Below are 21,299 nucleotides of genomic sequence, written 5' to 3'. Positions count from 1 at the left end.
TACTACAGGCGTCCGAGAAGGGAGAGGCGCCCTCTCTCTTCTCGGACTACGCTAATTTATTCGCCGTCCCTTACGGGCAGCTACAGGTATTGTTCGTTGTATTCCGGTCGGTGACGGTAAACGTAGTCCCTAACGAAAAGACTTGGACTGAGGCCTTACCGTTCTTAACACTATTGTCAACCTGCGCCAAGACTCTACGATCGGCCGCATTGTGTTGCAGTGTAATGATGGAACCTTTGATTGTTACGACTCCGGTTCCGGTCAAGCTGAAACCGCTGCTGCACCTCGTGAATTGGTAATCACCGGTGCCTGTGTTGAACTGCAACATATTTCCATTGCTATCATCCTGAACGCAGACGTCATAGGTGATTACGGGTACACCGGTTACGATGGCCGTTGTCGTACTCATCCTCGTGAACGATGGAACGAGCTTCGCATTAGAAGGATTGACAGCAAAGAGATTCTCGCCTCCATGCGTTGTCCCATTACTGGATACGACTTTAACATCAAACGTATAGACGCCATCTCCCTTGTACTGATTGAACTGCGCTGCGTATATGCCGTCACCCGCTGCTGTATCGCCATGACTGGGGTTACCGTCGTCAAACAAGGCGATCTGAAGCTTTGAGACATCCGGACGGGTTACGGTGCTGCTCACCGTCGCGCCAGTTACATTCTCCCCTGCAAAGGTGGGGGTGGCTTGGATTTCCACCACCTCCGGGAACATCAGAGTGGCCTTCGTCACGGATACATTGAGTTGTACCCCATCATGCTCTGCTGAGGCGAAAGCTTCGACGCTGCCAGTCGTCACTGCACCCGCCGAGACGATGATGGCCCAGTTGCCTCCTTCCGGTGCGGCGACCTGAAACGCCTTGTGTTCGGCTCGGAGATAAACTCGATTAAGGGGTTGTTTACCGCATCAGCCTGGGTGATCACGATGCCTGAAGGACTTCGTAAGGAGAGGGGCAATGCATCTGACGGATTCGCGATGGCGATCCCAAAAATCTCTTTCTAGCCACCGTTGATTTCACTTTTATTGCTTCGGCCCTGTAAAAAATGACAGTACCCCCCTCACGAAACTTGGAATAGAGTAGAGTACGGAAGCGTAAGCCAATATGAGTACTGGCGCCGCAGGTTGCCTGAGGCGTGTTTGCAGACGGTTCTAAAGGAGTAACGGCGCTGAAGGTGCGAGGCCACAAGATGCACTGGTTTCTTCCTATATATTTATGAAAAATAGGCAACATTTAAATATAATTTATACTATTTCATGTAGGGGTGAATTCACGCTCTTGCTAAGATGCGTAAAAAAAAGCTCCTGCCTGGAATCCGATCTTTGGGCAATCTTGCTCAAATCCCAATAACTTTCGCAGGAGGAAGCTATGAAACCAATGAAGCTAGCTTTGTGTTTTTGTGTGTTGATAGTCGCGCCGGTGACAACTGCGCAACGCCCGCCCGACCCCAAAGTCGAGACCTACATCCCCGCGAATCTGACAGGGATCATCCGCATTGAAGTTTCGCGCGACGATAAAGAAACCACAATTACCAAATACAACTGGTGGCCTCGGGTCGAGCCAGAAGTTAGGGGCGTCACTACGATGGTAATTCTGGTCGGCCCTGATGACCAGATCAAATACGGTGACGGCAATCGCTACCATACGCGGAAAATCGGAGACCCGGCATCGGTGGCGTGGGTTTCGTCGGCGGACATTCGCAGACTGATCTTCATTGTCGAACGAGTTGAGACTGATGGTGGTGACTGGGTTCTTGAAAGCGAGGATCAGCACGCCAACATCAAGGCAATAGTCGAGCGGGGGGCAGATGCGCTGCCACATGCAAAATTCATCAAGAGGGAATAAGATTACGCTCTAGCGCTGTGTACTCTTTCAGAGTATGCCGGTGCCGATTTTTGGATCGGCGCCTTTTAAATAACTGACCCACTGTTCGACTATTGGCTTGATTGTGATGATGGCGCAGCTTATAACCTCTCCGCGTTTCCGCAAGTGCTACTCTTCGGAAAGACTACCCATGATGGAATGGTTGGCCGAAGCTTATTAAGATAGATGAATTCATCAGAGCCGCAACGCGAAATAATCTCCGAAAAGGGTAATAGGAATAGGATACCACCTCTTTTGCGTAACTCTGTAAAAGCGGTTACATATAAGATATAATCTTTTGGAGTTCGTCAATCCTGTAGGTTCGGAGGGGCGCAGATGTCAAGCCACAAAGATGCCCGAACTCGTGACAAGGCTCATACTGCTCAGCATGAAAATAGGGCAGAGCAAATGACTGAAACTCGACCAGCGGAAAAGGCTAACAGCCCGGCAGAAACTGCTAACGACAAGTATCTTATAAGTAAAGATGATCTTCTAAAGTTCATTGAACTCGACCTATGGTCGCGCTTTAAAACTCGATTGTGGGGAGCCGTCACAATTTTCGGTGGTCATTTAAAAAAGAGGCTGGTGGAGCAAGCCGCACCTGTCAAGTTAATCTTTGACTGTGAAATACAAAGGAGTCACCTGTCCCAGGTGCAGCTCGCTGTCTATTAAAAAGAATGGCACAACCGCTAACCACAAGCAAAGGTTTAAGTGTAAAGCTTGCTCGCGCCAGTTCCTACTCGACTACACCTACCAAGGCTGTAGGCCAGAACTGCGGCAGTTGATTCTGCCAATGACCTTAAATGGTTCGGGCATCAGCGACATCGCTAGAGTACTTAAAGTCAGCATTAACACGGTGCTCAAGACCATCCGCCAGCAAGCCGCCCGCGTCCTGCCCGCCTTGCCAGCAAGCTCAGAGAAGTTCGAGCAAAGCTCGGCTTCACTCAGGAGCAGATGGTCACGCAGTTGGCCGGCGCAGGCGTCTCCCTCAAGCCGGGCCACATCTCCGAATACGAATCGGATAAGCGAGAGCCGCCCCTGACAGTCTTGTTGCAGTATGCAAGAATGGCCGGTGTGCAAGTAGAGGTGTTGATAGATGACGAGTTAGACTTGCCCAACCGTCTACCTTCGACTACATAAGCAATAGTTTAATCAAACCGCTCCGTGCCTGATATAAGGTAGACTTGTCCGAGCACCTGTCTTTGCGGGTACGAATCAAGCCTCAGGGGAACTAGTAAGAAACACAGTTGTGTTTCACCGAAGGCTCAGGCCGTCGGCTTATGGCTTATGAACTTTGCCTTGGGAAGTCCCTTGGCACCGCACCTGATAAGTTCGCCGATGTCCAATTGCTGATTCTTGGTGTCCGGCACCCATCTTCCCTGGTTGGTCTCGACCCAGTTAACGACGACTAAGAGGCGCGTGACACTCGCATCCACCGTGGCGACGGTCATCTGATCGCTCAAGGCGTCTCCTGCCATAGGGGATTGGAATTTAATCGCCCCATCATCGCCGAGCATTACGACAGTAATTTTTGCCCTGGCCACGTCTTTGGGGACGATCCGTCGGAAGACATACTTGAGTATCTCGGGATCTCTCTGGTCCCTTTGTACCTCGATCTTGATCGGCATGCCGTTGGGGATCAGTACCTCCACATAGGGATCCGCCTCGAAGGCGTATCCCGCGAGCGGCACAAACAGCAGCCAAAGGAAGGCGCGAAGCGGCTGTAGTCGCATAACCAAATCTCCTGGGCTTCCTCTACGTGAACCTTTGAATGTCGGGCGTTAGGCCCGACAGAACTCCTCTGGCATCCGGCTTCTGCTATTAGTATAGCATCGCGTCTGCCATGTCAACTGTAATTGGGTTTACTAATGGCGGACGCGCAGAGACGGGTCGGCGACGCAGACGATCAGGTTCTCTGACAGGCTATGCCCCCGGTCGCTGGCTTGCCTTGCCGGTCTGGCAAGGCAGTATCCAGCCTTCCTGCCCGGGCCACTCCATGTTGCCGGCTGGTGGGTAAGCCGGTGCGGAGTTTATGGCGAGTCTGCGGAGCGGTCCCGGCTCTTTTTCTGCGAGCCGGCGTTTATGAACAGGCCAATGACAATAATGCCGACTACCGCTTCTGACAAGACGAGGAGGCGCGCTCTAGTCGTCAACGGCGCGATATCCCCGTAGCCCAACGTCGTAATGGTGACTGCGCTCAGGTACAGCATCCGCTGAAAATACCCGCTCAGGTTTGAGGGGTTGCCTTGTATGCCTCTGGCGAGCTTTATAATGTCGTCGCTCAAACGCTTCGTGATGGGCATGACCCTGAGCACAGGGCCAAAGTCCTTGTCGGTGCCCGCGCTTTCCCCCTTTTGAGCCGCAGGGGGAGCGCCAGATGGGAAAAAGGCTTCGGCGAAGGATGGATTGTCCTTCTTCTCCCAATGGGGCACCTCCGGTATAGACACGGCGACCACTTTTCGCTGCATGTCACCGCCTGAAGAGTCCGCAGACCTCTCGGTCGCGGAGAATGTAACGATGGGATCGATATAAAGCGACATTTCCTGGAGTGACTGATTAGTCAGCTTCACGTCTAACTTGAATTGTATCTCTACGTCGTTCCCCTTGTCGGTCGCTTCCAGGAAGAGTACCTGAAAAGTGTTCGCGTCGACAGTCCAGCCGCTGACCGTTTTTTTGTCGCCCCCATAATACTGCCGAAAAGTGTCGGCAATCTGCGCTTGCATCTCCTTGCTGATGCGCCCTTTATCAGTTTGCAGCATGGGCTCGCGGTTGATGTTCGCGTGATAGAATTCGTTGCCGGGAAGCAGAAAATAGACATATGCGTATCCTAGAAGGATCAGGATATATAAAACAGCATACCGCCCTCTCAGTGAACGCCTGCTCAGAAAGTTGAAGAAGCTGCGCAACAAACCCATAGGACGGAGAGAAATTGTCATTTTGACTTCCTCCTTAGTTAGGCTGATTCACACGGCCGCTCTGACGACTCATGGTACTCATTCTCTGACGACAGACTCCCGAGGATGCAGGTGATAATCTGCGAGAGAGCTGCCTTTGTCAATAGCAGGGTCTATTCATTCTCGGAAATCGAATGGGAGCCGGAACGGCGGCTCAATAAGTTACAGGTCAACAGCAAGTCCGTTTTTGGCCGTTTCGCCGAGAATGAATAGACCCTGTTGTCAATAGCTTTTCTCTTGCTTTTTTGAAACCTTCCTTGTAGAATGGTGCCGCATTTACGTTAAATCTGTAAGATTAAAGTGCGTCAGTTGTAATTTCAATCTCTTTAGATTAAGAATTTAGCGTCACTAGCTCCGCACAAACAACCGATAGGCCGATCCGCCCGTGCGATAACATTTTTGCCGTAGACACCTGGCCCCTTTTTGAAGGCCGTCTCTTTTTTGAAAAAAAAATTATGTCTGACGGTGCAATTTTAACGACTTGTCGATCACTTCATACATATAAAATCGATGTCCGACAGATGGCCGGTCGTATGCCTCCCGGCGGGCAACTCGTTTTCAGTTGTATATTTGAACAAATTATTGATTTCTGGCATCCTGTTCGGTATATCGGTTACGCCGTAGACACTTTGAGTTAGCCCAACACCCCGCTAAGGAGGAAAAGGATCAATGAAATATTCCCGTCTAGTCGGTACCATTCTGCTCACGAGTTTAATATGTCTGCCGTTATCGGTTGTTGCTAGCAACAAACCGAAGGGGCGAATTCAGCCTCTCAGGTCCTGCGTTTCTTGTGCGTTTGAGGGCGGTTGTAGAACCTGCACAGGCAGCGGCAGGGGAGGGGTGTATTGCAATACATTTAATTGTGGGGCCTGCCAGGAAAGTGGGATATGTTTCCAGACTGATAGCATACACCGAGCGCCTTCCGACACCGACGAGCCTTTAAGACTATCCGCCAAGGTGATCCGAAATATCGCGGAAAAGCATGCTCGATTCGCGGCAACGCTTGCCGAGATGAATGTCTACGGCATTACCCCGGGTACGCGGCGGGTATATTGGACCCCATACCCATTGTCTTCGCCTGACATCGAAGCTTTCTTAAACAAATCCGGACATAGTCGCTTTTTTAAGCATTACGATGCCGAGGTGCGCAAATTAAATGTCCTTATTCAAAAGGGTGAACTCTCAGACATAGTCTACGACATTTCTATTAAGCAAACAGAGGACGGGGCCTGGTCAATAAAGCTGCAAGTTGAAGACGAGACCGCCGCGGCGTCCGTTGATCCGGCGTACTCCAGGTTAGAAATACAAGTCGCCGCCCGACCTGCTCAGGCCGCGGCTGCGCAACAACCCCCGCGAACAAAAGTGACCTGGCAGATCCAGTAGCTAACAGTTCGGACTGCCCCGCGGTTTTTAGCTGTTAACAATCGGTTGGCGCCGAGAGAAATTGGACCGCAAGAGGCAGGGGTAAAATATGTTTGTCCCCGCTTCTCTTTCGCCCCTTACCCCCTTACCCATTATCAATCCACACGAATTTTGTGCAAAACTTTGATTTTTGTGTAGAATCGAATTCTTGTGCAAAGCTCCTGTAAGTGACTGAAAATAGGTGCCACGACTTTGGCGTTATCATAGCCACTTTTGCCTACCCCCTTTTTTTCAATGCTGCCTATCTCGATACGTCACAACTCGGATTATCTAGTGACTTCTAATACAAGTATTCTATGCTACCCAACATTTCTCTAGCTAGGTATGCATAGCGGCCTAATGCCCGGCATCACCGGGCGCGGGCTGTCGCAACGGAGCCATCACTAGAAACTGGCTGCCCGCGCTCCGGTGCAACGCCTTGTTGGGCGGCGCTGTCACAACCTCGATCAGCCCAGTTGCTCTACCGACGCGCTCATCGGCTCTGGCCATGCCGAGTAGCGTGCCGCCACCTGCCATCCGCCCTCCACTCGCCGCCACACATCCACCAGAAAGAACTCTCCGCTGCGCTCTTGCCCTCGCACTACCGCCCGCTGCCGGAATCTTGAACTGACGACGGCATAGGGCTCAAGTAGTCGCACGGCGACTTGCTCAAAGTGAAACCACTCGCAGTCGTACTCGCTGACTAAGTCGAGCCATTCTTGCCGCGAGTAAGCCCGCTGCGGGTGAGTTGAGAGGGTGAAGGTATAGTCGGGGGCTAAGATGCTCTCCAGCGTCTGATGATCCTTCGTGCGCCAAGCTTCCATCCAGTGCTGCTCTAGTTGGGTGAGTTGTTCGGCATCGGTCATCGGGCACCTCTAGTGTTAAATGGATTTGCTGTTTTACATCTTACTGCGGTTGCTAAAATTCGCGAAGACGCCCAACTTAGCATTAGATTTCGTAAAAGACGCAACGCTTTATGTCTTTTATGATGTATAACAGGGCCACCGCCCAGCTAGCTGGCTGAATCCGCTGATCTTCTTGCCTGGCGCTGCGGATTATACCTCTCTTTTCAGGATGATCGCTATACGACCGTGCGTTGGTAGCTTCGCTCGATAGAAAGGCGAGCAACCGGGTCCCGCTTCAGGGGCAACGCCTTGTTACCCTACGACTGGATGTCGTCGTCCACCTTGAAGTATTTCTGTAGCTGATTCGCGAGGGGCGCGATTCTTCGAGAATATTAATGAGAGCAATATTTCATACTTGGTTTAGCCCTCTTACTAGTCGCTCTGCCTATTTGAGGCGACGCCTACACAAGCGTCCGCTGCTAGCAGCCTAAATCCGCCTGTATGCCAAGCCTGCCTTCCAGGTAGATGCGCCGTTAATCGCCGGCTGCTTGGTCGTGCTGGAGGAAACAGATATCCAAGTCGCTGTGGTGAACTGAGCATGGTCCGCTGGTGAGAATCGATTGCTGCCTGTCGATACTCAACAGTCGAATTCATTCCGTCGTTTCGTCAGCAAGCTTTCGAGACATTGCAGGATCGGCAATAATCAAGGCCATGTGCATGATCTGCACGCCTTCTTTGTCGCCCATCGCGTGGCAGACCCGCCCGGCTGTGTAATAGATGAGCGCGTTGCTGGGATTCAGCCCTGCCGCCACCGTCAACACCTTCTTCGCCTCGGCATAATCCTGCTTGTCGAAATAGACCAGCCCTAGCTGAAAGTAGGCGTTTGCGTCATCTATGTTGATCTCAATCGCCCGCTTGAGTGTCGTGACCGCTTCATCGAGACGGCCCTCCTCTTTGAGGCGTTTGGCTTCTTCTATCAAGTTATCCACGTAGTGTTCTCCGCGATCTGATTCTGTGAGGTGCTGACGCTTTTTTCCTACTCAGTTTGCGGTCACAGGGATGAGGGAGCTTCCCTGTCGTCGAACGCTGAGAAGAGTTGTGGCGCAAGGCGCAACTGATAGCCGGATAACCCTCACGGTCCCGTCAGGAAAGATCTGATCGAGGTCCATCCCGTCCAGCGTACCCCGCGTCTTCAGTTTGCGGCCCCCGGCCTTTAGCTTTGGAGGCCGGGCGAAAGAGACATAGGAAGTGCCGGCATTGTCCCTGGAAACCTCCACCACCACACCTTCAGGAAAGGCCTCACCGGCCGCCGTGAGTCCCAGCGAATCCGTGGTAATCGAAGACCTGGTAGGGTCAACATCGGGGACGCGCTGCGCGATCGTGAAGTTGCCGGTGGCTGTCGCCGTGACTTTTCCGCTGGAGAGCAGGTTGGCGACCACCTGAAGTTGAGAACTGGCGGCGCACAGGTCTGGCACGGTCCAAACGAAGGACGATTGGTCCGGCGACAACCCTGCGGCTACCGAGGTGGAGAACGTGGTTCCCGCGTCGGTAGAGAGTAGGATGTCGAAACTCCGCACCTGATCTCGGCTGGTGGCATCCCAGGAGACAATGATCTGCTGACCTGTTTGGTAGTGATCGCCACCGCCGGGTGACAGCACGCGAACGGTAACCGGCGAACCGCCGACAGACGCGGGTGGCTTGACGGTGCCGAAGCGCACTTCAACGACGCCTGCTCGCTGTCTGCCGGAGGCATCCCCGAAAGGCATTGCCGTTGCTAAGTCACCGGAGGTGTCGCCGTTGAGATCGCCGGCAGCCACCGCAAAGCCAAAGTCAGTGTTCGTCTGGAACGGTGGATTGCCTACCGCGACTTCTTCTGGTTCTGGCGCCGGATTGAACGGCGAGCGCGGTCTGAGTCTCGTGTTCCCCAGCGTGTGCCCACCGAAGACGACGTTGACGACACCGTTGCCGCCGAGGTTCGAGAGCGTGTCGCGCACCCCGCCGGGACTCCCGATCAGCAGGTCTGGGATCGTGTCGGCGTTGCCGGGGACGTTGTAACTGCCCGCACCGACCGCAAAGCCTACCCAGTTGTGCCCGCCGCCGATATAGACGGTGAAGTATTCGTTGGCGGCCGCATCGAAGCGCCGCTGGCTCAGACCCGCTCTGCCTGCAAAGACGTAAGCCGCCCCGGCATAACCATTCAGGCTGTAAGGGATGCCGGTCGCCGGTTCGATGAATATGCCGTCCACATTGGGTGCGCCGACGACCAGATCGGCAACACCGTCGCCAGTTAGGTCGGCTGCTGTAAGGGCGGTGCCGAATTGATGGCCGGGGCCGCCGCCGTAAAACGAGATGACGGCTGTGGTGTTGGTCACATCAAGAGTGCCACCCTGCGGGAATGGCCCAAGCACTCCGAAGACAGCGCCGGTGAAACTGGCGGGGGCTAAGGAGACGCCGCCAAGTTCATTGCGGTCAGGACGAGTCGCCCTCGGAGCCCCGGCGAAGATGTCACCGGCGTGATCGCCGTTGAAATCACCGATCGCCACGGAAGCACCTAAATGCTGCCTGACATCGCCACGGAGGGTGAAATCCGCGCCACCTGGCGACAACTCCAGCGTTCTCGTTTGCCCGCCGAAGGCAGTCCTGCCGTAAAACAGGTAGGCGGCCCCAGGGCTGTCGCCGCTGCCCGGCGCGCCGATCAGGAGGTCAGCCAATGGTGTTGTCCCTGCTGGCCCACCGGCCTCGCCCGCCGCGACGGCGGCACCAAAGCGCTCGCCGGCACCGTAGATAGTGAGATCCGCCGATTCGCCCTGAAAGAGGTCAATCGTGGCATTTCTGGCAAAGGAGTGACCTCCAAGGAATACGTAGACGGCACCTGAAGCGGGCCGTCCAGGCGCGCCTGCACCTGGCGCACCAACGATGAGATCGGTTACGCCATCACCATTGACATCACCGGCAGTGAGCGCGAACCCGAAGCGGTCGCCGTCGGCGGTACCGAGGATTGTGACGTCTACGCCGCCGTCACGGCCCGCCGCCGTATCAATGGCGGCAGGCAGGTTAGGCCGTCCGAGGATAACGTACACTGCACCTGCCATGTTTCGCTGGGTGGCTCCAACGACGAGCATTGCATCGGGCGCGGCAATCGCTAGATCGGATATCCCATCGCCGTTGAAATCACCGAAGACCAGCGCCTGCGAGTGATTGAGATCGCTCAGGTCTGTAGAATTCCCTGAGCCGCCGAGATGACTGTTCAGCGATGGACCGAGGATCTTCACGTCGGCGCCGGGCGGCGTTGGTTCTATGTCCTGAATCTTAACCTGTGATAACCCTATAGGGCTTATCACGAGTACCAATGCGCTAATAGACATACGGATTAAGTGTTTACGCCTGCGTGTGAATGGATATGATCGATCGTGGAGAAACATAATTTTAGCCCTTATCGCAGCGAAGGTGATTGAGGCGAACGCATTTTCAAAAACGGCTAGCCACTCGAGTGACTAGAAGTTCCAAAGCCAAACAGCAACCTCGATCAGGGTATTTCAATAATTCTGACCTTATATGTTGATCGCACAAATCCCTGATGACGGTAGGGGCCATTTTTGCTATTTTGTGTACCTAAACCATGATTGAAGCGGTTTGGTATCACCAGTGATGCGTGCCGCTTGGAAGTCCAAGAAACAGGGACTTCCGGCGCAGACACAAGTTGATAACAAACTAAGGGTAAATACCCTTAGCTGCACCATTCTAAGAGCATGTACTCTTAAATGCAAGCTGGTCAGTAGCAGCGGGATCCCATCAGGAGGGATATCCTGATGGGAAGAGCTTCACGACCCCGGCCTGTGCGCCTGGCCGAGAAACTCTTACACATCCGTAGCTCTCTCGGCCTCTCGCAAAATGAACTGATCAGCCTTCTTGGATTTGGGGGAGAGCTTACACAAGATTACATTTCAGCTTATGAACGAGGGGTTCGCGAGCCTCCGCTCCCGGTACTTTTGCAGTATGCCAGAAGAGCAAATGTGCTGGTTGAGACTTTGATAGATGATGAGATTGATCTCCCAGAGAAGTTACCTTGTAGATCGAGAAGCGAAGGAATCAAGCGGCTAAAGAGCAAGATATCTAGGAATCCACGCCGCTCCTCCAGATGAGGATAGCTGTTTCATACAAGATATCAATACACTTTAGTAGCTGGCTCAACCGGCTCCCACAAGTGGCGTCAGCAACTGCTTCCCCGTTGCAGCTTTCCGTAAATTGCGACTGCCAGAATTAATACCCTGAGCAAAATTGGGATTGGAGTCTCAAATAGGATCCGTTCTCTCCGCCCTGGACTTTTTTATAGCTCTATTTTCTTTTGTCCAGAGGAAGACAATGATATATGATCTTGTGCCGATTGTATTTTACGACATTACTCCTGGGTTTCAGTATTATTGAGGCACCTATTCCAATCAGTTGGCGTGTTTATCTTTTACATTATTATTTTTGCTCTATACAGGTGTCTTTGAACAAAATAGTTTTTCCCTAAACAATAAAGTCTTTCCCTAGCGGGCCATTTCCCCTTGGCCCGCTAGGGATCATGAACAAAAAAGTATTTCCCAAAATGAGCAAACTGAACATACCCGCCTCCTTCGGGTTTCTTTCGCATTGGTTAGAAAGCGAGGAGCGAAGACGGGGGCGGTGAGTCGCCGAAACCTGTTGACCCGCTTGCTAACTTGCAGTATATTACCGGCCATATTTTATGATCTTAATCTTAGATTTTTATTCGGCGTTAGCGCAGAATATTTAGCGAATCCTTCAGGTTTGGGCTCCAAGTTCCTCGGACCAGGTGACCTGCTCGATGATAGGCAAGTTTTCAGGTAGCTCGCTGCCCATAGTCTAACGGACAACTCCTAGCGTAATCACTTCCAATTGACTATGGTGATGTCAGTCGGTACGGACTCGCTCCTCAGCTTTTCATGCGAGTTTAGTCTCCTGGCCGTGTAATCGAAAGAACCATAGATCTTCGCATCATTTGGGACAGTGACGAACTGGAAGACTTCACTGGTTCGTAGACCGTCACGTCGCTGAGATTGACTTTGAAATGGACAGTGCTGTGCCGGCACTGAACCGCAAAGGAGCATGCGAGCTGAATGACGCGCACTGCTTGAAAGGAATCGCGGCATATGCCCTATCAACCATTCACGCTTACAGACGAAACGCCATTGATTTTGGCCGGACCGATGTTGAGAAAAGTGACGCAAGATTCAGTCACCGTCTGGGTTGCGCTCCGGGAAAGCTGCACTAACATAGGGCTGACGGTTACGGACCGGGCTACGGGTTCGATAGCCCTATCAGGAGCAACTTCTTCATCGTCGCAGATTGGTGACCATCTTCACGTTGCGGCGGTGACGGCCCGCAAGCAAGGAGCTTTGTCACCCGAAAGACTCTACATCTATGATCTGAACTTTGGCAGTGTGTCTTTCGGCGACGCTACTTCATTAAAGAAACCAAAAGTCTTCAATAAAGACGGAAACATCGGTCACACGTCACCGAAGCCACTCTGTTATAAGAATTTCGATCTGCCGTCCTTCCTGGTCCCCCCGAACGATTGGCGGAAGCTGCGTTTCTTAAACGGCTCATGCACCAAAATCAGAGGCGAGGGCGCCGATGCGACACTGGCGGTGGACAGGGCCATCGAAGAGAGCGCCGAAGCAGATAAGCCCCCGTCTCTTGGGACCTCCGCATTCGTTCGTCCGCACCTGCTAATGCTCACCGGCGATCAAGTCTATTGTGACGATGTGGCGGCAGCCATCCTGCGGATAATTATCGATGCCAGCAAAGCCATTTTCGGCGACTCGGATAAATACGCCGAGAATCTCCCGCTGGCCAAGCTTCCGAATGATCCTGTGCAGAGAGAGAAGGAAATCGAGAGGAGGACTCGCCCAGGCGTGCGCTTGAGTATCGCCAAGGACGAGTGTCACTTCACCTCCGCAGATCTGTCTATGGAAAACCATCTCCTGTACTTTCGTGAATATGCCTTGATTTATCTGATGGCCTGGTCGGATGTCCTCTGGCCGGTGAGCAATCAGGACTTCCCCAACTTTAAAGAGGTATACAAGGATAGCCGCGCGGAGCACCCCCTTGCTCGCAGCAGCTATATGTCAACCCACGTTCTGCCATGCTTTTCGACTCTCAAAATTTTACCTTTTGTCCGGCGCGCGTTTGCCAACATCCCGACCTACATGAGCATGGATGACCATGAAGTTGCGGATGACTCATTTATCACCGCCAACTGGTGCGCACGCGTCCTGGGGAGCCCCGTGGGCCGTCAGGCCGTTCGCAATGCTCTGAAGGCTTACGCCGTCTTCCAGGCATGGGGGAATACGCCTGAGCAATTCGAAGCCGGCCAGCCAGGAAAGAAACTGCTCGATCTGCTCACCCAAGGGCAGGCGGCAGATGTGAATGAGATTGACAAGTGTCTTGCGCTTCCGCCTCAGGCTCACCTGTTTGAGCCAGACATCTGGGATGGAAAGTTGAACGGGAAAACATGGGATGGAACCGTCGCCAAGGTGAGCGATCTCCCGGATATGTCCGTTGCGATGCAGCCCCATGTTAAAAATGGCGGGGTAATTCTTTCTCGTGATTCGGCGGTGGAGTCCTTAGTCTGGTACTACAGGCTGAACTTCGGCGACTATCAATTCATTGTAAACGACACCAGGACCTGGCGTGCGTATCCCGGTAATAGGGCGGACACTTCTGACAAGACACATGGTTATCTGCCGTGCGTTCCGATCAGCGACAGGGGGCTGACGAAGCAGTTCGCTCCGGATGGAGCGACCACCAAAAAGGAGGTCCTGTTCATTGTTAACGGCCTGGCCCCGTTTGATGTGCCGGCCCTCGAGAGTCTCCGCGAGAATTCGAGATTCGACCCCACGTCGGTCACCGGCTACGCCGACATTAGCGCAATCGACATTGAAGGGTGGTCAACCTTTCCAGAGGCGCGTGAGCAATACTTTGCCTTCCTCGCGGCTGAGGACCTGAACACCAAGTCGCCGACCGAAAGACGAATTGTGATTCTCTCCGGAGATATTCACCACTCCTATACGTGTCGAATGCGCTACTATTCCGAAAAACCGATGTACGGCGCCGCGACTCCGCATTCAGCGGTGTTCGTGCTGTTGACCGGCAGCGCATTCAAGAATGAGGACCTCAAGACGCGCTGGCTTCATGAAAACGGATACGTACAAGTCGTGGGGAGTGCCGACAATCGCCCCTTGCGCAAGTTCTTCTTCGGTTGGAAGGAGCGGAAGGGAGTGCCGGCGTCCTTGGGCACACTCGCCGTCGAGGGTGTAAAGCCGGAGTCCATAGACCCTCTCTGGAACGCTCCTCAAATCGAGCCCCTGGCAGTCTGCCTGGAAGTTCTCGCGGCCCGTTATCCTGAAATCTACAGCCGCCTCTTCGGGCTGAGTAACTCATATGAGCTCACGCTTGCTTCCCCGGAACCCAGCGACTGGAGGTATCGCCTGGATTACTTTACCGGCGCGACTCGGGTGACCACCACTCCAACCTCTATTCCCAACGCCGGCAAATCAGCGATGAGCCAGGCGACGCAAGAGTACAGGAGGGTGCTCCGGTATGCCTCTCCGGAGCTCAAGCAGGGCACGCACATTGTTGGAAAAAACAATATGAGCGACATCTATTTTCACAGCGGGCAGGAAGGCGGCCAAGAGCGGCACGTCATCGTACAAGGGGTCTGGTGGTATCTGAATGATGCTGATGACAAAACCCTGAAGGAACAAATCTTTTACGGCGTGCCTTTCGACCCGACGCCCGGGAAGTTCGATATAAAAGGTCACTTCGGTCCTATTTCAGCCAGCAATAAAGAGTAGGTCAGTTATGGATGAAAGCTTCCAGGAAAGGGCGCTGCGAGAGCTATTGCTCATTTTGCAACCGCTTGAGGCAATGTCTCAAAGCACGGCGGCTTTCAGATCCCGGCTGCGCCGAATGGGATGGTCGGAAGCGGCAATAGATAGCTCGACCATCGCACAGATCGCTCAGGGCTGCGGAGACCTTTACCAGGCAATCAAGAGCCTGGCTGAAAATCCGCCTAAGAGCCTCAGCGATCTCGCTCAGAGCCTGGGCACGCTTGGAACAGCATTCCGAGGCTTAATAAACCTGATTGAAGGATTAACTCACTCCGCCTCCGTGCCGGTCGAGTTTAAACGTTTCGGCCAGGAACTGGTCGAGCAGCTCATTACGGACTACCTGTGGGGGTACCACCCCATTGCCTTTAGGGTCTGTGTTCTGCTCACCCTCGTACGGGTTCGGGAAGAACTGGAATGGACCGTCCATAATGGGGAAGTCATCAGGGTGCCTGACCGGCAGCCAAGATTCGAGCTGGGCCGTCTGGCTGATTTGCTGTCCGATCCGGTCGGCACTTTAAAGCTTGAGTACCTGCCGCGGGGATTGGGCGATGGCGATGCCGCCGATGCCGCCGCGGACAAGCTGTTTCCGGCGGTGGCCGCCTTGCTGGGTTCCGTGAAGGGCCTGGCGGCCAGTTACGGAATTTCTGGGCCATTGCGAGACGGTCTTGATTGGGGTGCTTTTGGCAATAAGGTCATTCCGCACATGCTCTGTGTATACACCAGGCCAGGCGCATTCCTGGTTGTGAATGACGGCTCATTCACCGAAGTGAGTTTTGGCGCGACGCTGGCATTGGCATCCCCGGATCGGCTCGCGGGTTCTAACCCGGCACTGGTCGTCGCGCCGTTCGGCTCATTTGAAGCGGCTTTTCCCGTCGGCGGCGGTTGGCAATTAGACATTGCCCTTGGCGGCACCACCTTCCCGGCTTTCGCCATAGGCCCAGGCGGGTTCGAGTTACTTGAAGCGGGCTCTGTCACGTCGATTAAAGGGCACATCGGCGCCGAAAAATCTGGTCAAGTCGAAGGCGCGCCGGCGTGGCAAGTAGGAAGCGATACCGGGACTCGGCTGCAAATCTCTTCCTTGTCGCTCGGTGTCGATATGAGCCTTGAAGGCGCAGATGCCGATATCGGCTTTCTGATCAAAATCGGCCAGTCGGCGCTGGTCATCGCTCCCGGAGACGGTGACGGGTTCCTGCAAAAGGTCCTACCGAAAGATGGTTTCAAGATAGATTTTAACCTGGCGTTCGGCTGGTCAAAGTCGCATGGCGTGTACTTTGACGGCGGCGCGGGCTTTGAGGTGACCTTGCCGGTTCACCGGACGCTCTTTGACATCATCGAGATCGAAACCGTTTCAATCGCCCTGGCGATCAGCAAAGAGGGTTTGCGGCCAGCGGTCGCGACCACGATCAATGTTCATATCGGTCCCGTCGCCGCGACGGTCGAGCGAATGGGCCTGTCGGCAAATCTGGCTTTCAAGGAAGGTAACCTTGGCCCGGTCGATCTGTCAGTCGGGTTCAAGCCGCCCAACGGGCTCGGCATCGTCATCAATGCCGGGCCGGTCACCGGCGGCGGCTTCATCTCTTTCGACTTCGAGAATCAACGCTACGCCGGGGTGCTGCAACTCAAGCTCTACAGCATCGGCATCACGGCCATCGGGCTGCTCGACACCAAATTGCCCGGCGGCCAATCCGGGTTTTCGTTCCTGATCATCATCGCCGTCGAATTCACGCCAATTCAACTCGGCTTCGGCTTCACGCTCAACGGCGTCGGCGGGCTGGCAGGCATCAATCGGACAATCGTCACACAGGTGCTGCGCGACGGGTTGCGGCAGAAGGCCCTCGACAGCATTCTCTTTCCGCCGGAGCCGGTCAAACGCGCCACGCAGCTCATCAGCGATCTTCGTCGAGTCTTTCCGCCAGCCGAGAACCGCTACGTCTTCGGGCCGATGCTCAAGATCGGCTGGGCAACATTTCTCGAAGCGTCATTGGGCGTGATCCTGGAAGTGCCTTCGCCGGTGCGAATCATCATCCTCGGACAGCTCGACGTGCTGATGCCGGAACGCCACGCCCCGATTGTCGAGCTGCACCTGGACGTGCTCGGCATCATCGATTTCGGTGAGAAGCTGTTTTCGCTCGACGCCAGTCTCTACGATTCGCGGGTGGCGCTCTTCAATATTTCGGGCGATATGGCGTTGCGGCTGTCTTGGGGCGACAACCCCAGCTTCGCGTTGAGCGTCGGCGGCTTCAATCCCCACTTCCAGCCGCCGCCGGCCTTCCCGACGCTGCGGCGGCTGTGCATCTCGCTCGGATATGAAGACAACCCGCGCCTGGCCCTGGAAGCCTACTTCGCCGTCACCTCCAACTCGTTCCAGTTCGGCGCGGCGCTATCGTTGTATGCGGCGCTGGGGCCGCTGGAAATCAAAGGCTTCATGGGCTTCGATGCCCTGTTCATCTTCGAGCCGTTCTCGTTCATCATCGATTTCCAGGCATCGCTCGAACTCAGCATCTGGGGCTTCAAGCTGCTGGGCATTTACGTCACGGCGACGCTGTCGGGGCCGACGCCGTATCACATCATTGGTGAAGCCAAGGTCAGCATCCTGTTCTTCGAAGTCTCCGCGCATATCGATTTCACGTTCGGCGACGAGAAACACGAGAGCGTGCCAGGCGCAGACCCGTGGCCGTTGCTTGAAGCTGCCGTCGAAGATCAACGCAACTGGAGCGCGTCACTGCCGCCGGCATCAGTCGCGGCGGTCACACTGGCTGCGCCGGAAGGAAACCAGGCACCGGTTCTGGTTGATCCGATGGGCGGAATCACGCTGCGGCAAAAGGTCGTTCCGTTCAATCAGCGCCTTACGAAATTTGGCGAGGCGGCGCCGAAAGTTCATGACCTCTTCCAGCTTGAGGAGGTCAAGCTCGGCTCGTCGTCTCTCCGCCTGCCCGACCCTGAGCTGAACCTGGTTAGCGACCACTTCGCCCCGGGACAATTCCGCGAGATGACGGATGCCGAGAAGATATCCAGCCCGTCGTTCGTTGATCTGCCGTCCGGATTCACGCTCGCCAGCGATGCGCTGACGGTCGGCGGCGGAATGGAAACGAGAGTCGAATACACAACGAAGCTGATCGACACCAAAAATAAGACGAGCGTTGACGCGGGCACACATCCTGTCAGCGGCGCAACGCTGCTACAGATGGCGCGGCGCGGCGCACAAGGGTCGGAGCTAGCGATGGCTGGCCTCAGTAAGTACGCGCCTTCGCCAGCCGACCCCAAGCTCGTGGCACTCGCCGAAGAGCAGTTCGTCGTAGCCCAGAAGGCTGACCTGAAGATGCGGGCCGACATCACGCATCCCGTTTCAAAAGGGCTGGCCCAGCTGGCGCTGGCCGATTATCTGAGCCGTAAGCCGTCCGAGCGCGAGATGCTGCAAGTCATCCCCCTGGCCGAAAGCAAGGAGGCCGCATGACCGACATCGGGAAATACCTCTTCCTGCCCTGGCTGCGGCGCGGCGCGGCCACCCAGATCATCCGCGCTGATGGCACGGCTACGACCGCTCAGGCGCGCGCCGCATTCGACATCAGCGTCGCATTCCAGGGCGCTTTGACGACCAGGTCCGTCAGCCTCGCTCTGTATGGCCCAGGCGATGTCATCGGCTTCGACGCGCGCGCGGTGCTGCGCACATGGCCGGCGGCGAACGTCTTTGAAGCCGAGAGCAATTGCTTCCCCTTGATCGAATTCGACCAGCCCGACTTGCCGTGGCGCTACACCGCCGCGACCGCCGATTCGGCAAAAGACCGTTTGCGGCCCTGGCTGTGTCTGATTGCGCTCAAGGATGATGAGTTCGAGATCGAAGACGCCGCCGGTCAAAACCGCCGCCTGCCGGTGGTCAAAGTTAAGCCCAAAGCCCCGCTGCCGAACCTCGACGAGGCATGGGCATGGGCGCACGCTCAAGTCATCGGCGCGCCAAGCAAGTCCGCTGGTGACGTTCAACGAGTCGTGAATCTTTCCCCGCGCCAGGCGATCTCTCGCATCATCTGTCCGCGACGGCTCGATCCAAAAACGCCGTACACCGGTTTTCTCGTGCCGGTATTCGAGCGCGGACGGCTGGCGGGTTTGAATCAACCGCAGGATGAGCATCTCGACGCGATGCAGACGGCGTGGAGCAGCGGTACTGGGGTGCGGCCAGCAGACATCGCGCTGCCAATCTACTATCACTGGCGATTTCAGACTGGGGGCGAGGGAGATTTCGAGTCACTGGTGCGAAAGCTGACGCCGAGAAGGCTGCCGCCGACGGTCGGCAAACGCGATATGCTGGTTGACGAGCCGGGCGCTGGATTGCCTTCGCCAGTTGCTTCGGCCGAGGTGAAGGTCATGGCCCTGGAAGGCGCGCTCCGGCCGCCTGATGCAACGACTAGCGAGTGGCGGGAGAGCGACCGGAATGACTGGATTGCAAGACTAAAGGCGCTGCTGAATCTTTCACATGATCGTCTCCAAAGGGATGGCGAAAAGACGATCACGCCGCCGCTCTACGGGCGCTGGCATGCGGCGCGCGAAACGCTTGACGGCACATCAACTGCCCGGCCGATATGGTTTGAGCAGCTTAACATTGATCCGCGCCTGCGCGTCAACGCAGGGCTTGGGGCGCTGGTCGTGCAGGACCAGCGCGAATCGTTGCTGGCAAGCGCGTGGCAGCAGGTCGAACGGATTCGCGCCATCAATGAAGAGCTGCGGCTGGCGCAACTGGCGCGCGAGGCGGCCAAGAGTGTCAAGGAACGCAACCTCGATCAAGCGAATACCGATTCGTTATTGACGGTCACGTCGCCGGTCCACTCGATGATCGCGTACCAGGAGGCGACGGTCGCCTCTCACCTTGAAGCCAGTCCGATTCCGAAGGGCGTCCTCGACCCAGGCTGGCGGCGAGTGGCACGTCGCATGGGTCCGCTCGGCGCTCGCCAGGGTCGCGACACGCGTCCGCCTGGCGCTGATCTGCTTGAGCGTTTGAACGAAGGGCGACTGCAAGCCGCACCGCCGCCGCCGCAATCACCGAGCTTGCCCGTGCCGACCAAGGTCACGCGGGGCGATGGGAGATTGGATCACGATGCCATCCTATCGAGGCCGACTACGGACACGCTTCCCTACGAGCCGGATTTTACCGACCGTGACTATTGGCAGTGGGCAGTGTTCGAGCCTCCCTTCCGGCAGGTTCCGCCGGGTCACCCTCGGCCAGATATTCCAATTGATGGGACCGTAATAAAGGTCAACACGCCGCCCACGACGACAACCAAGAAGAAGGTTGATCTTGAGAAGATTAAGGACGCGATCTTGAAAGCACTCGACCCGGAAGAGACGATCACCAAACCGCTGCGCAAGCGTTTGCGGCCGCCGCCGGGTTGGAATCCTCAAGACCCCATCGAGCCGGTGATGGCTTATCCTGACTTTCCGCAACCGATGTACGAGCCGCTTCGCGACCTGTCGCAAGAGTGGCTGTTTCCCGGACTGGACAAGGTCGAATCGAACACGCTGGCCTTGCTGGCCCCGAACCAGCTAAGCATTGAGGCTTACCTGGTCGGCCTCAATTACGAGATGGCGCGGGCGCTGTTGTTCAATGAATACCCGACCGATCAGCGAGGCTCGTACTTTCGCCAGTTCTGGGATGTGCGCGGTTGCGCGACGCCGGCGACGGCGAAGGAGTTTGAAGACATCAAGCCGATTAACGAGTGGTCGAAGACGGCGAAGCTCGGCGAAAATGGCCGGCGACCTCCGGGCCAGACGCTGGTGCTGCTGATTCGCGGCGACGTGCTGCAACGCTACCCGAACGCCATTGTCTACGCCGTCAAAGCGGTAGCGGGTACACCGCGCCGGCTCGGCGATAAGCCCGAAGACGAAAAGCACCCGATCTTTTTCGGCAAGATGAAGCCGGATGTTACCTTCGTCGGCTTCGGCGATTTGACGGCGGCGCAGGCCAAAGGGTCCGACGCCGATCCGGGCTGGTTCTTTGTGATTCAGGAGCAGCCGACCGAACCGCGATTCGGGCTGGTCGCTCCCGAAACGCCGGTCAGCGGCGATGCCAAAACCCCTGACGAGTTATCGTGGAGACACTTCGCCAAAAGTGATGCGGACCTGGAGAAGCTGACTTATCTCAGCTTCGGGTCTGCGCTGCCGCCGATCACAAACCACGAAGACGCGAGATGGCCTGACCCAAGGGCTTCCGACATTGCATTCGTCACTCTGCGGCGGCCTTATCGCGTGGCGATTCATGCTTCTGAAATGCTTCCGTAGGCGCGAGCCCCGCGGCCACTCAGCCGACCAAGCGTGAGGAGAAATGGCAGATATAAGTGGCAT

The 21,299-nt window shown here is 55.5% G+C and carries 12 protein-coding genes; 6 read left to right on the top strand and 6 right to left on the bottom strand.

Annotation, left to right across the window (positions count from 1 at the left end):
• Positions 1-70 precede the first annotated feature (70 nt).
• Entirely contained in the window at positions 71-811 is a 741-nt protein-coding gene (locus VJ464_07015; GenBank protein HKQ04864.1) for a choice-of-anchor X domain-containing protein, read from the bottom strand.
• A 568-nt stretch (positions 812-1,379) separates the two neighbouring features.
• On the opposite strand from VJ464_07015, the gene VJ464_07010 reads away from it, so the two are divergent.
• Together VJ464_07010 and VJ464_07005 are read left to right on the top strand one after the other, a co-directional pair.
• A complete protein-coding gene (locus tag VJ464_07010) occupies positions 1,380-1,856 on the top strand; it encodes a hypothetical protein (GenBank protein HKQ04863.1) in 477 nt (158 codons plus the stop codon).
• Positions 1,857-2,210: 354 nt separating this feature from the next.
• The gene (locus tag VJ464_07005; GenBank protein HKQ04862.1) at positions 2,211-2,546 is read left to right on the top strand and encodes a hypothetical protein; all 336 of its coding nucleotides are present in this window, start codon (positions 2,211-2,213) and stop codon (positions 2,544-2,546) included.
• Between the two features lie 593 nt (positions 2,547-3,139).
• On the opposite strand, the gene VJ464_07000 is transcribed toward VJ464_07005, so the two are convergent.
• Together VJ464_07000 and VJ464_06995 are read right to left on the bottom strand one after the other, a co-directional pair.
• The gene (locus VJ464_07000; GenBank protein HKQ04861.1) at positions 3,140-3,607 is read right to left on the bottom strand and encodes a hypothetical protein; all 468 of its coding nucleotides are present in this window, start codon (positions 3,605-3,607) and stop codon (positions 3,140-3,142) included.
• Between the two features lie 297 nt (positions 3,608-3,904).
• Positions 3,905-4,810 carry a potassium channel family protein gene (locus VJ464_06995; protein HKQ04860.1) on the bottom strand — a complete coding sequence of 302 codons (906 nt, stop codon included), beginning with the start codon at positions 4,808-4,810 and terminating at the stop codon, positions 3,905-3,907.
• A 975-nt stretch (positions 4,811-5,785) separates the two neighbouring features.
• Here VJ464_06995 and VJ464_06990 point away from each other — a divergent pair.
• Positions 5,786-6,211, top strand: coding sequence for a hypothetical protein (locus tag VJ464_06990; GenBank protein ID HKQ04859.1), 426 nt, complete (start codon positions 5,786-5,788; stop codon positions 6,209-6,211).
• 485 nt (positions 6,212-6,696) lie between these two features.
• Here the strand turns inward: VJ464_06990 and VJ464_06985 are convergent, their stop codons facing one another.
• The 3 genes from VJ464_06985 to VJ464_06975 all read right to left on the bottom strand — a co-directional run bounded on the left by VJ464_06985 (position 6,697) and on the right by VJ464_06975 (position 10,439).
• Entirely contained in the window at positions 6,697-7,095 is a 399-nt protein-coding gene (locus VJ464_06985; GenBank protein HKQ04858.1) for a nuclear transport factor 2 family protein, read from the bottom strand.
• 629 nt (positions 7,096-7,724) lie between these two features.
• Positions 7,725-8,063, bottom strand: coding sequence for a tetratricopeptide repeat protein (locus tag VJ464_06980; protein HKQ04857.1), 339 nt, complete (start codon positions 8,061-8,063; stop codon positions 7,725-7,727).
• Positions 8,064-8,114: 51 nt separating this feature from the next.
• Positions 8,115-10,439: a hypothetical protein gene (locus VJ464_06975; GenBank protein ID HKQ04856.1), complete on the bottom strand. Its 2,325-nt coding sequence runs from the start codon at positions 10,437-10,439 to the stop codon at positions 8,115-8,117.
• Between the two features lie 1,788 nt (positions 10,440-12,227).
• Between VJ464_06975 and VJ464_06970 the strand changes: the two genes are divergently transcribed.
• From VJ464_06970 to VJ464_06960, 3 genes are all read left to right on the top strand, one after another.
• Positions 12,228-14,933, top strand: a complete 2,706-nt coding sequence (locus VJ464_06970; protein ID HKQ04855.1) for a hypothetical protein — start codon at positions 12,228-12,230, stop codon at positions 14,931-14,933.
• A gap of 115 nt (positions 14,934-15,048) precedes the next feature.
• Positions 15,049-18,423 carry a DUF6603 domain-containing protein gene (locus VJ464_06965; GenBank protein ID HKQ04854.1) on the top strand — a complete coding sequence of 1,125 codons (3,375 nt, stop codon included), beginning with the start codon at positions 15,049-15,051 and terminating at the stop codon, positions 18,421-18,423.
• Positions 18,420-21,236, top strand: a complete 2,817-nt coding sequence (locus VJ464_06960; protein HKQ04853.1) for a hypothetical protein — start codon at positions 18,420-18,422, stop codon at positions 21,234-21,236. Before VJ464_06965 ends, VJ464_06960 begins: the two co-directional genes overlap by 4 nt.
• The last annotated feature ends 63 nt before the right edge of the window (positions 21,237-21,299 follow it).

It is taken from the genome of Blastocatellia bacterium (assembly GCA_035275065.1).
Taxonomy (GTDB): Bacteria; Acidobacteriota; Blastocatellia; order UBA7656; family UBA7656; genus DATENM01.
The sequence above is the reverse complement of the archived record's forward strand: the minus strand, read 5'-3'. Positions and strand labels throughout refer to the sequence as shown.

Bases quoted from the DNA above. Each gene is read 5' to 3' on its own strand.
- VJ464_07010 (HKQ04863.1), top strand. From the start codon at position 1,380: ATGAAACCAATGAAGCTAGCTTTGTGTTTTTGTGTGTTGATAGTCGCG.
- VJ464_07005 (HKQ04862.1), top strand. From the start codon at position 2,211: ATGTCAAGCCACAAAGATGCCCGAACTCGTGACAAGGCTCATACTGCT.
- VJ464_07000 (HKQ04861.1), bottom strand. From the start codon at position 3,607: ATGCGACTACAGCCGCTTCGCGCCTTCCTTTGGCTGCTGTTTGTGCCG.
- VJ464_06995 (HKQ04860.1), bottom strand. From the start codon at position 4,810: ATGACAATTTCTCTCCGTCCTATGGGTTTGTTGCGCAGCTTCTTCAAC.
- VJ464_06985 (HKQ04858.1), bottom strand. From the start codon at position 7,095: ATGACCGATGCCGAACAACTCACCCAACTAGAGCAGCACTGGATGGAA.
- VJ464_06975 (HKQ04856.1), bottom strand. From the start codon at position 10,439: ATGTCTATTAGCGCATTGGTACTCGTGATAAGCCCTATAGGGTTATCA.
- VJ464_06970 (HKQ04855.1), top strand. From the start codon at position 12,228: ATGCCCTATCAACCATTCACGCTTACAGACGAAACGCCATTGATTTTG.
- VJ464_06965 (HKQ04854.1), top strand. From the start codon at position 15,049: ATGGGATGGTCGGAAGCGGCAATAGATAGCTCGACCATCGCACAGATC.
- VJ464_06960 (HKQ04853.1), top strand. From the start codon at position 18,420: ATGACCGACATCGGGAAATACCTCTTCCTGCCCTGGCTGCGGCGCGGC.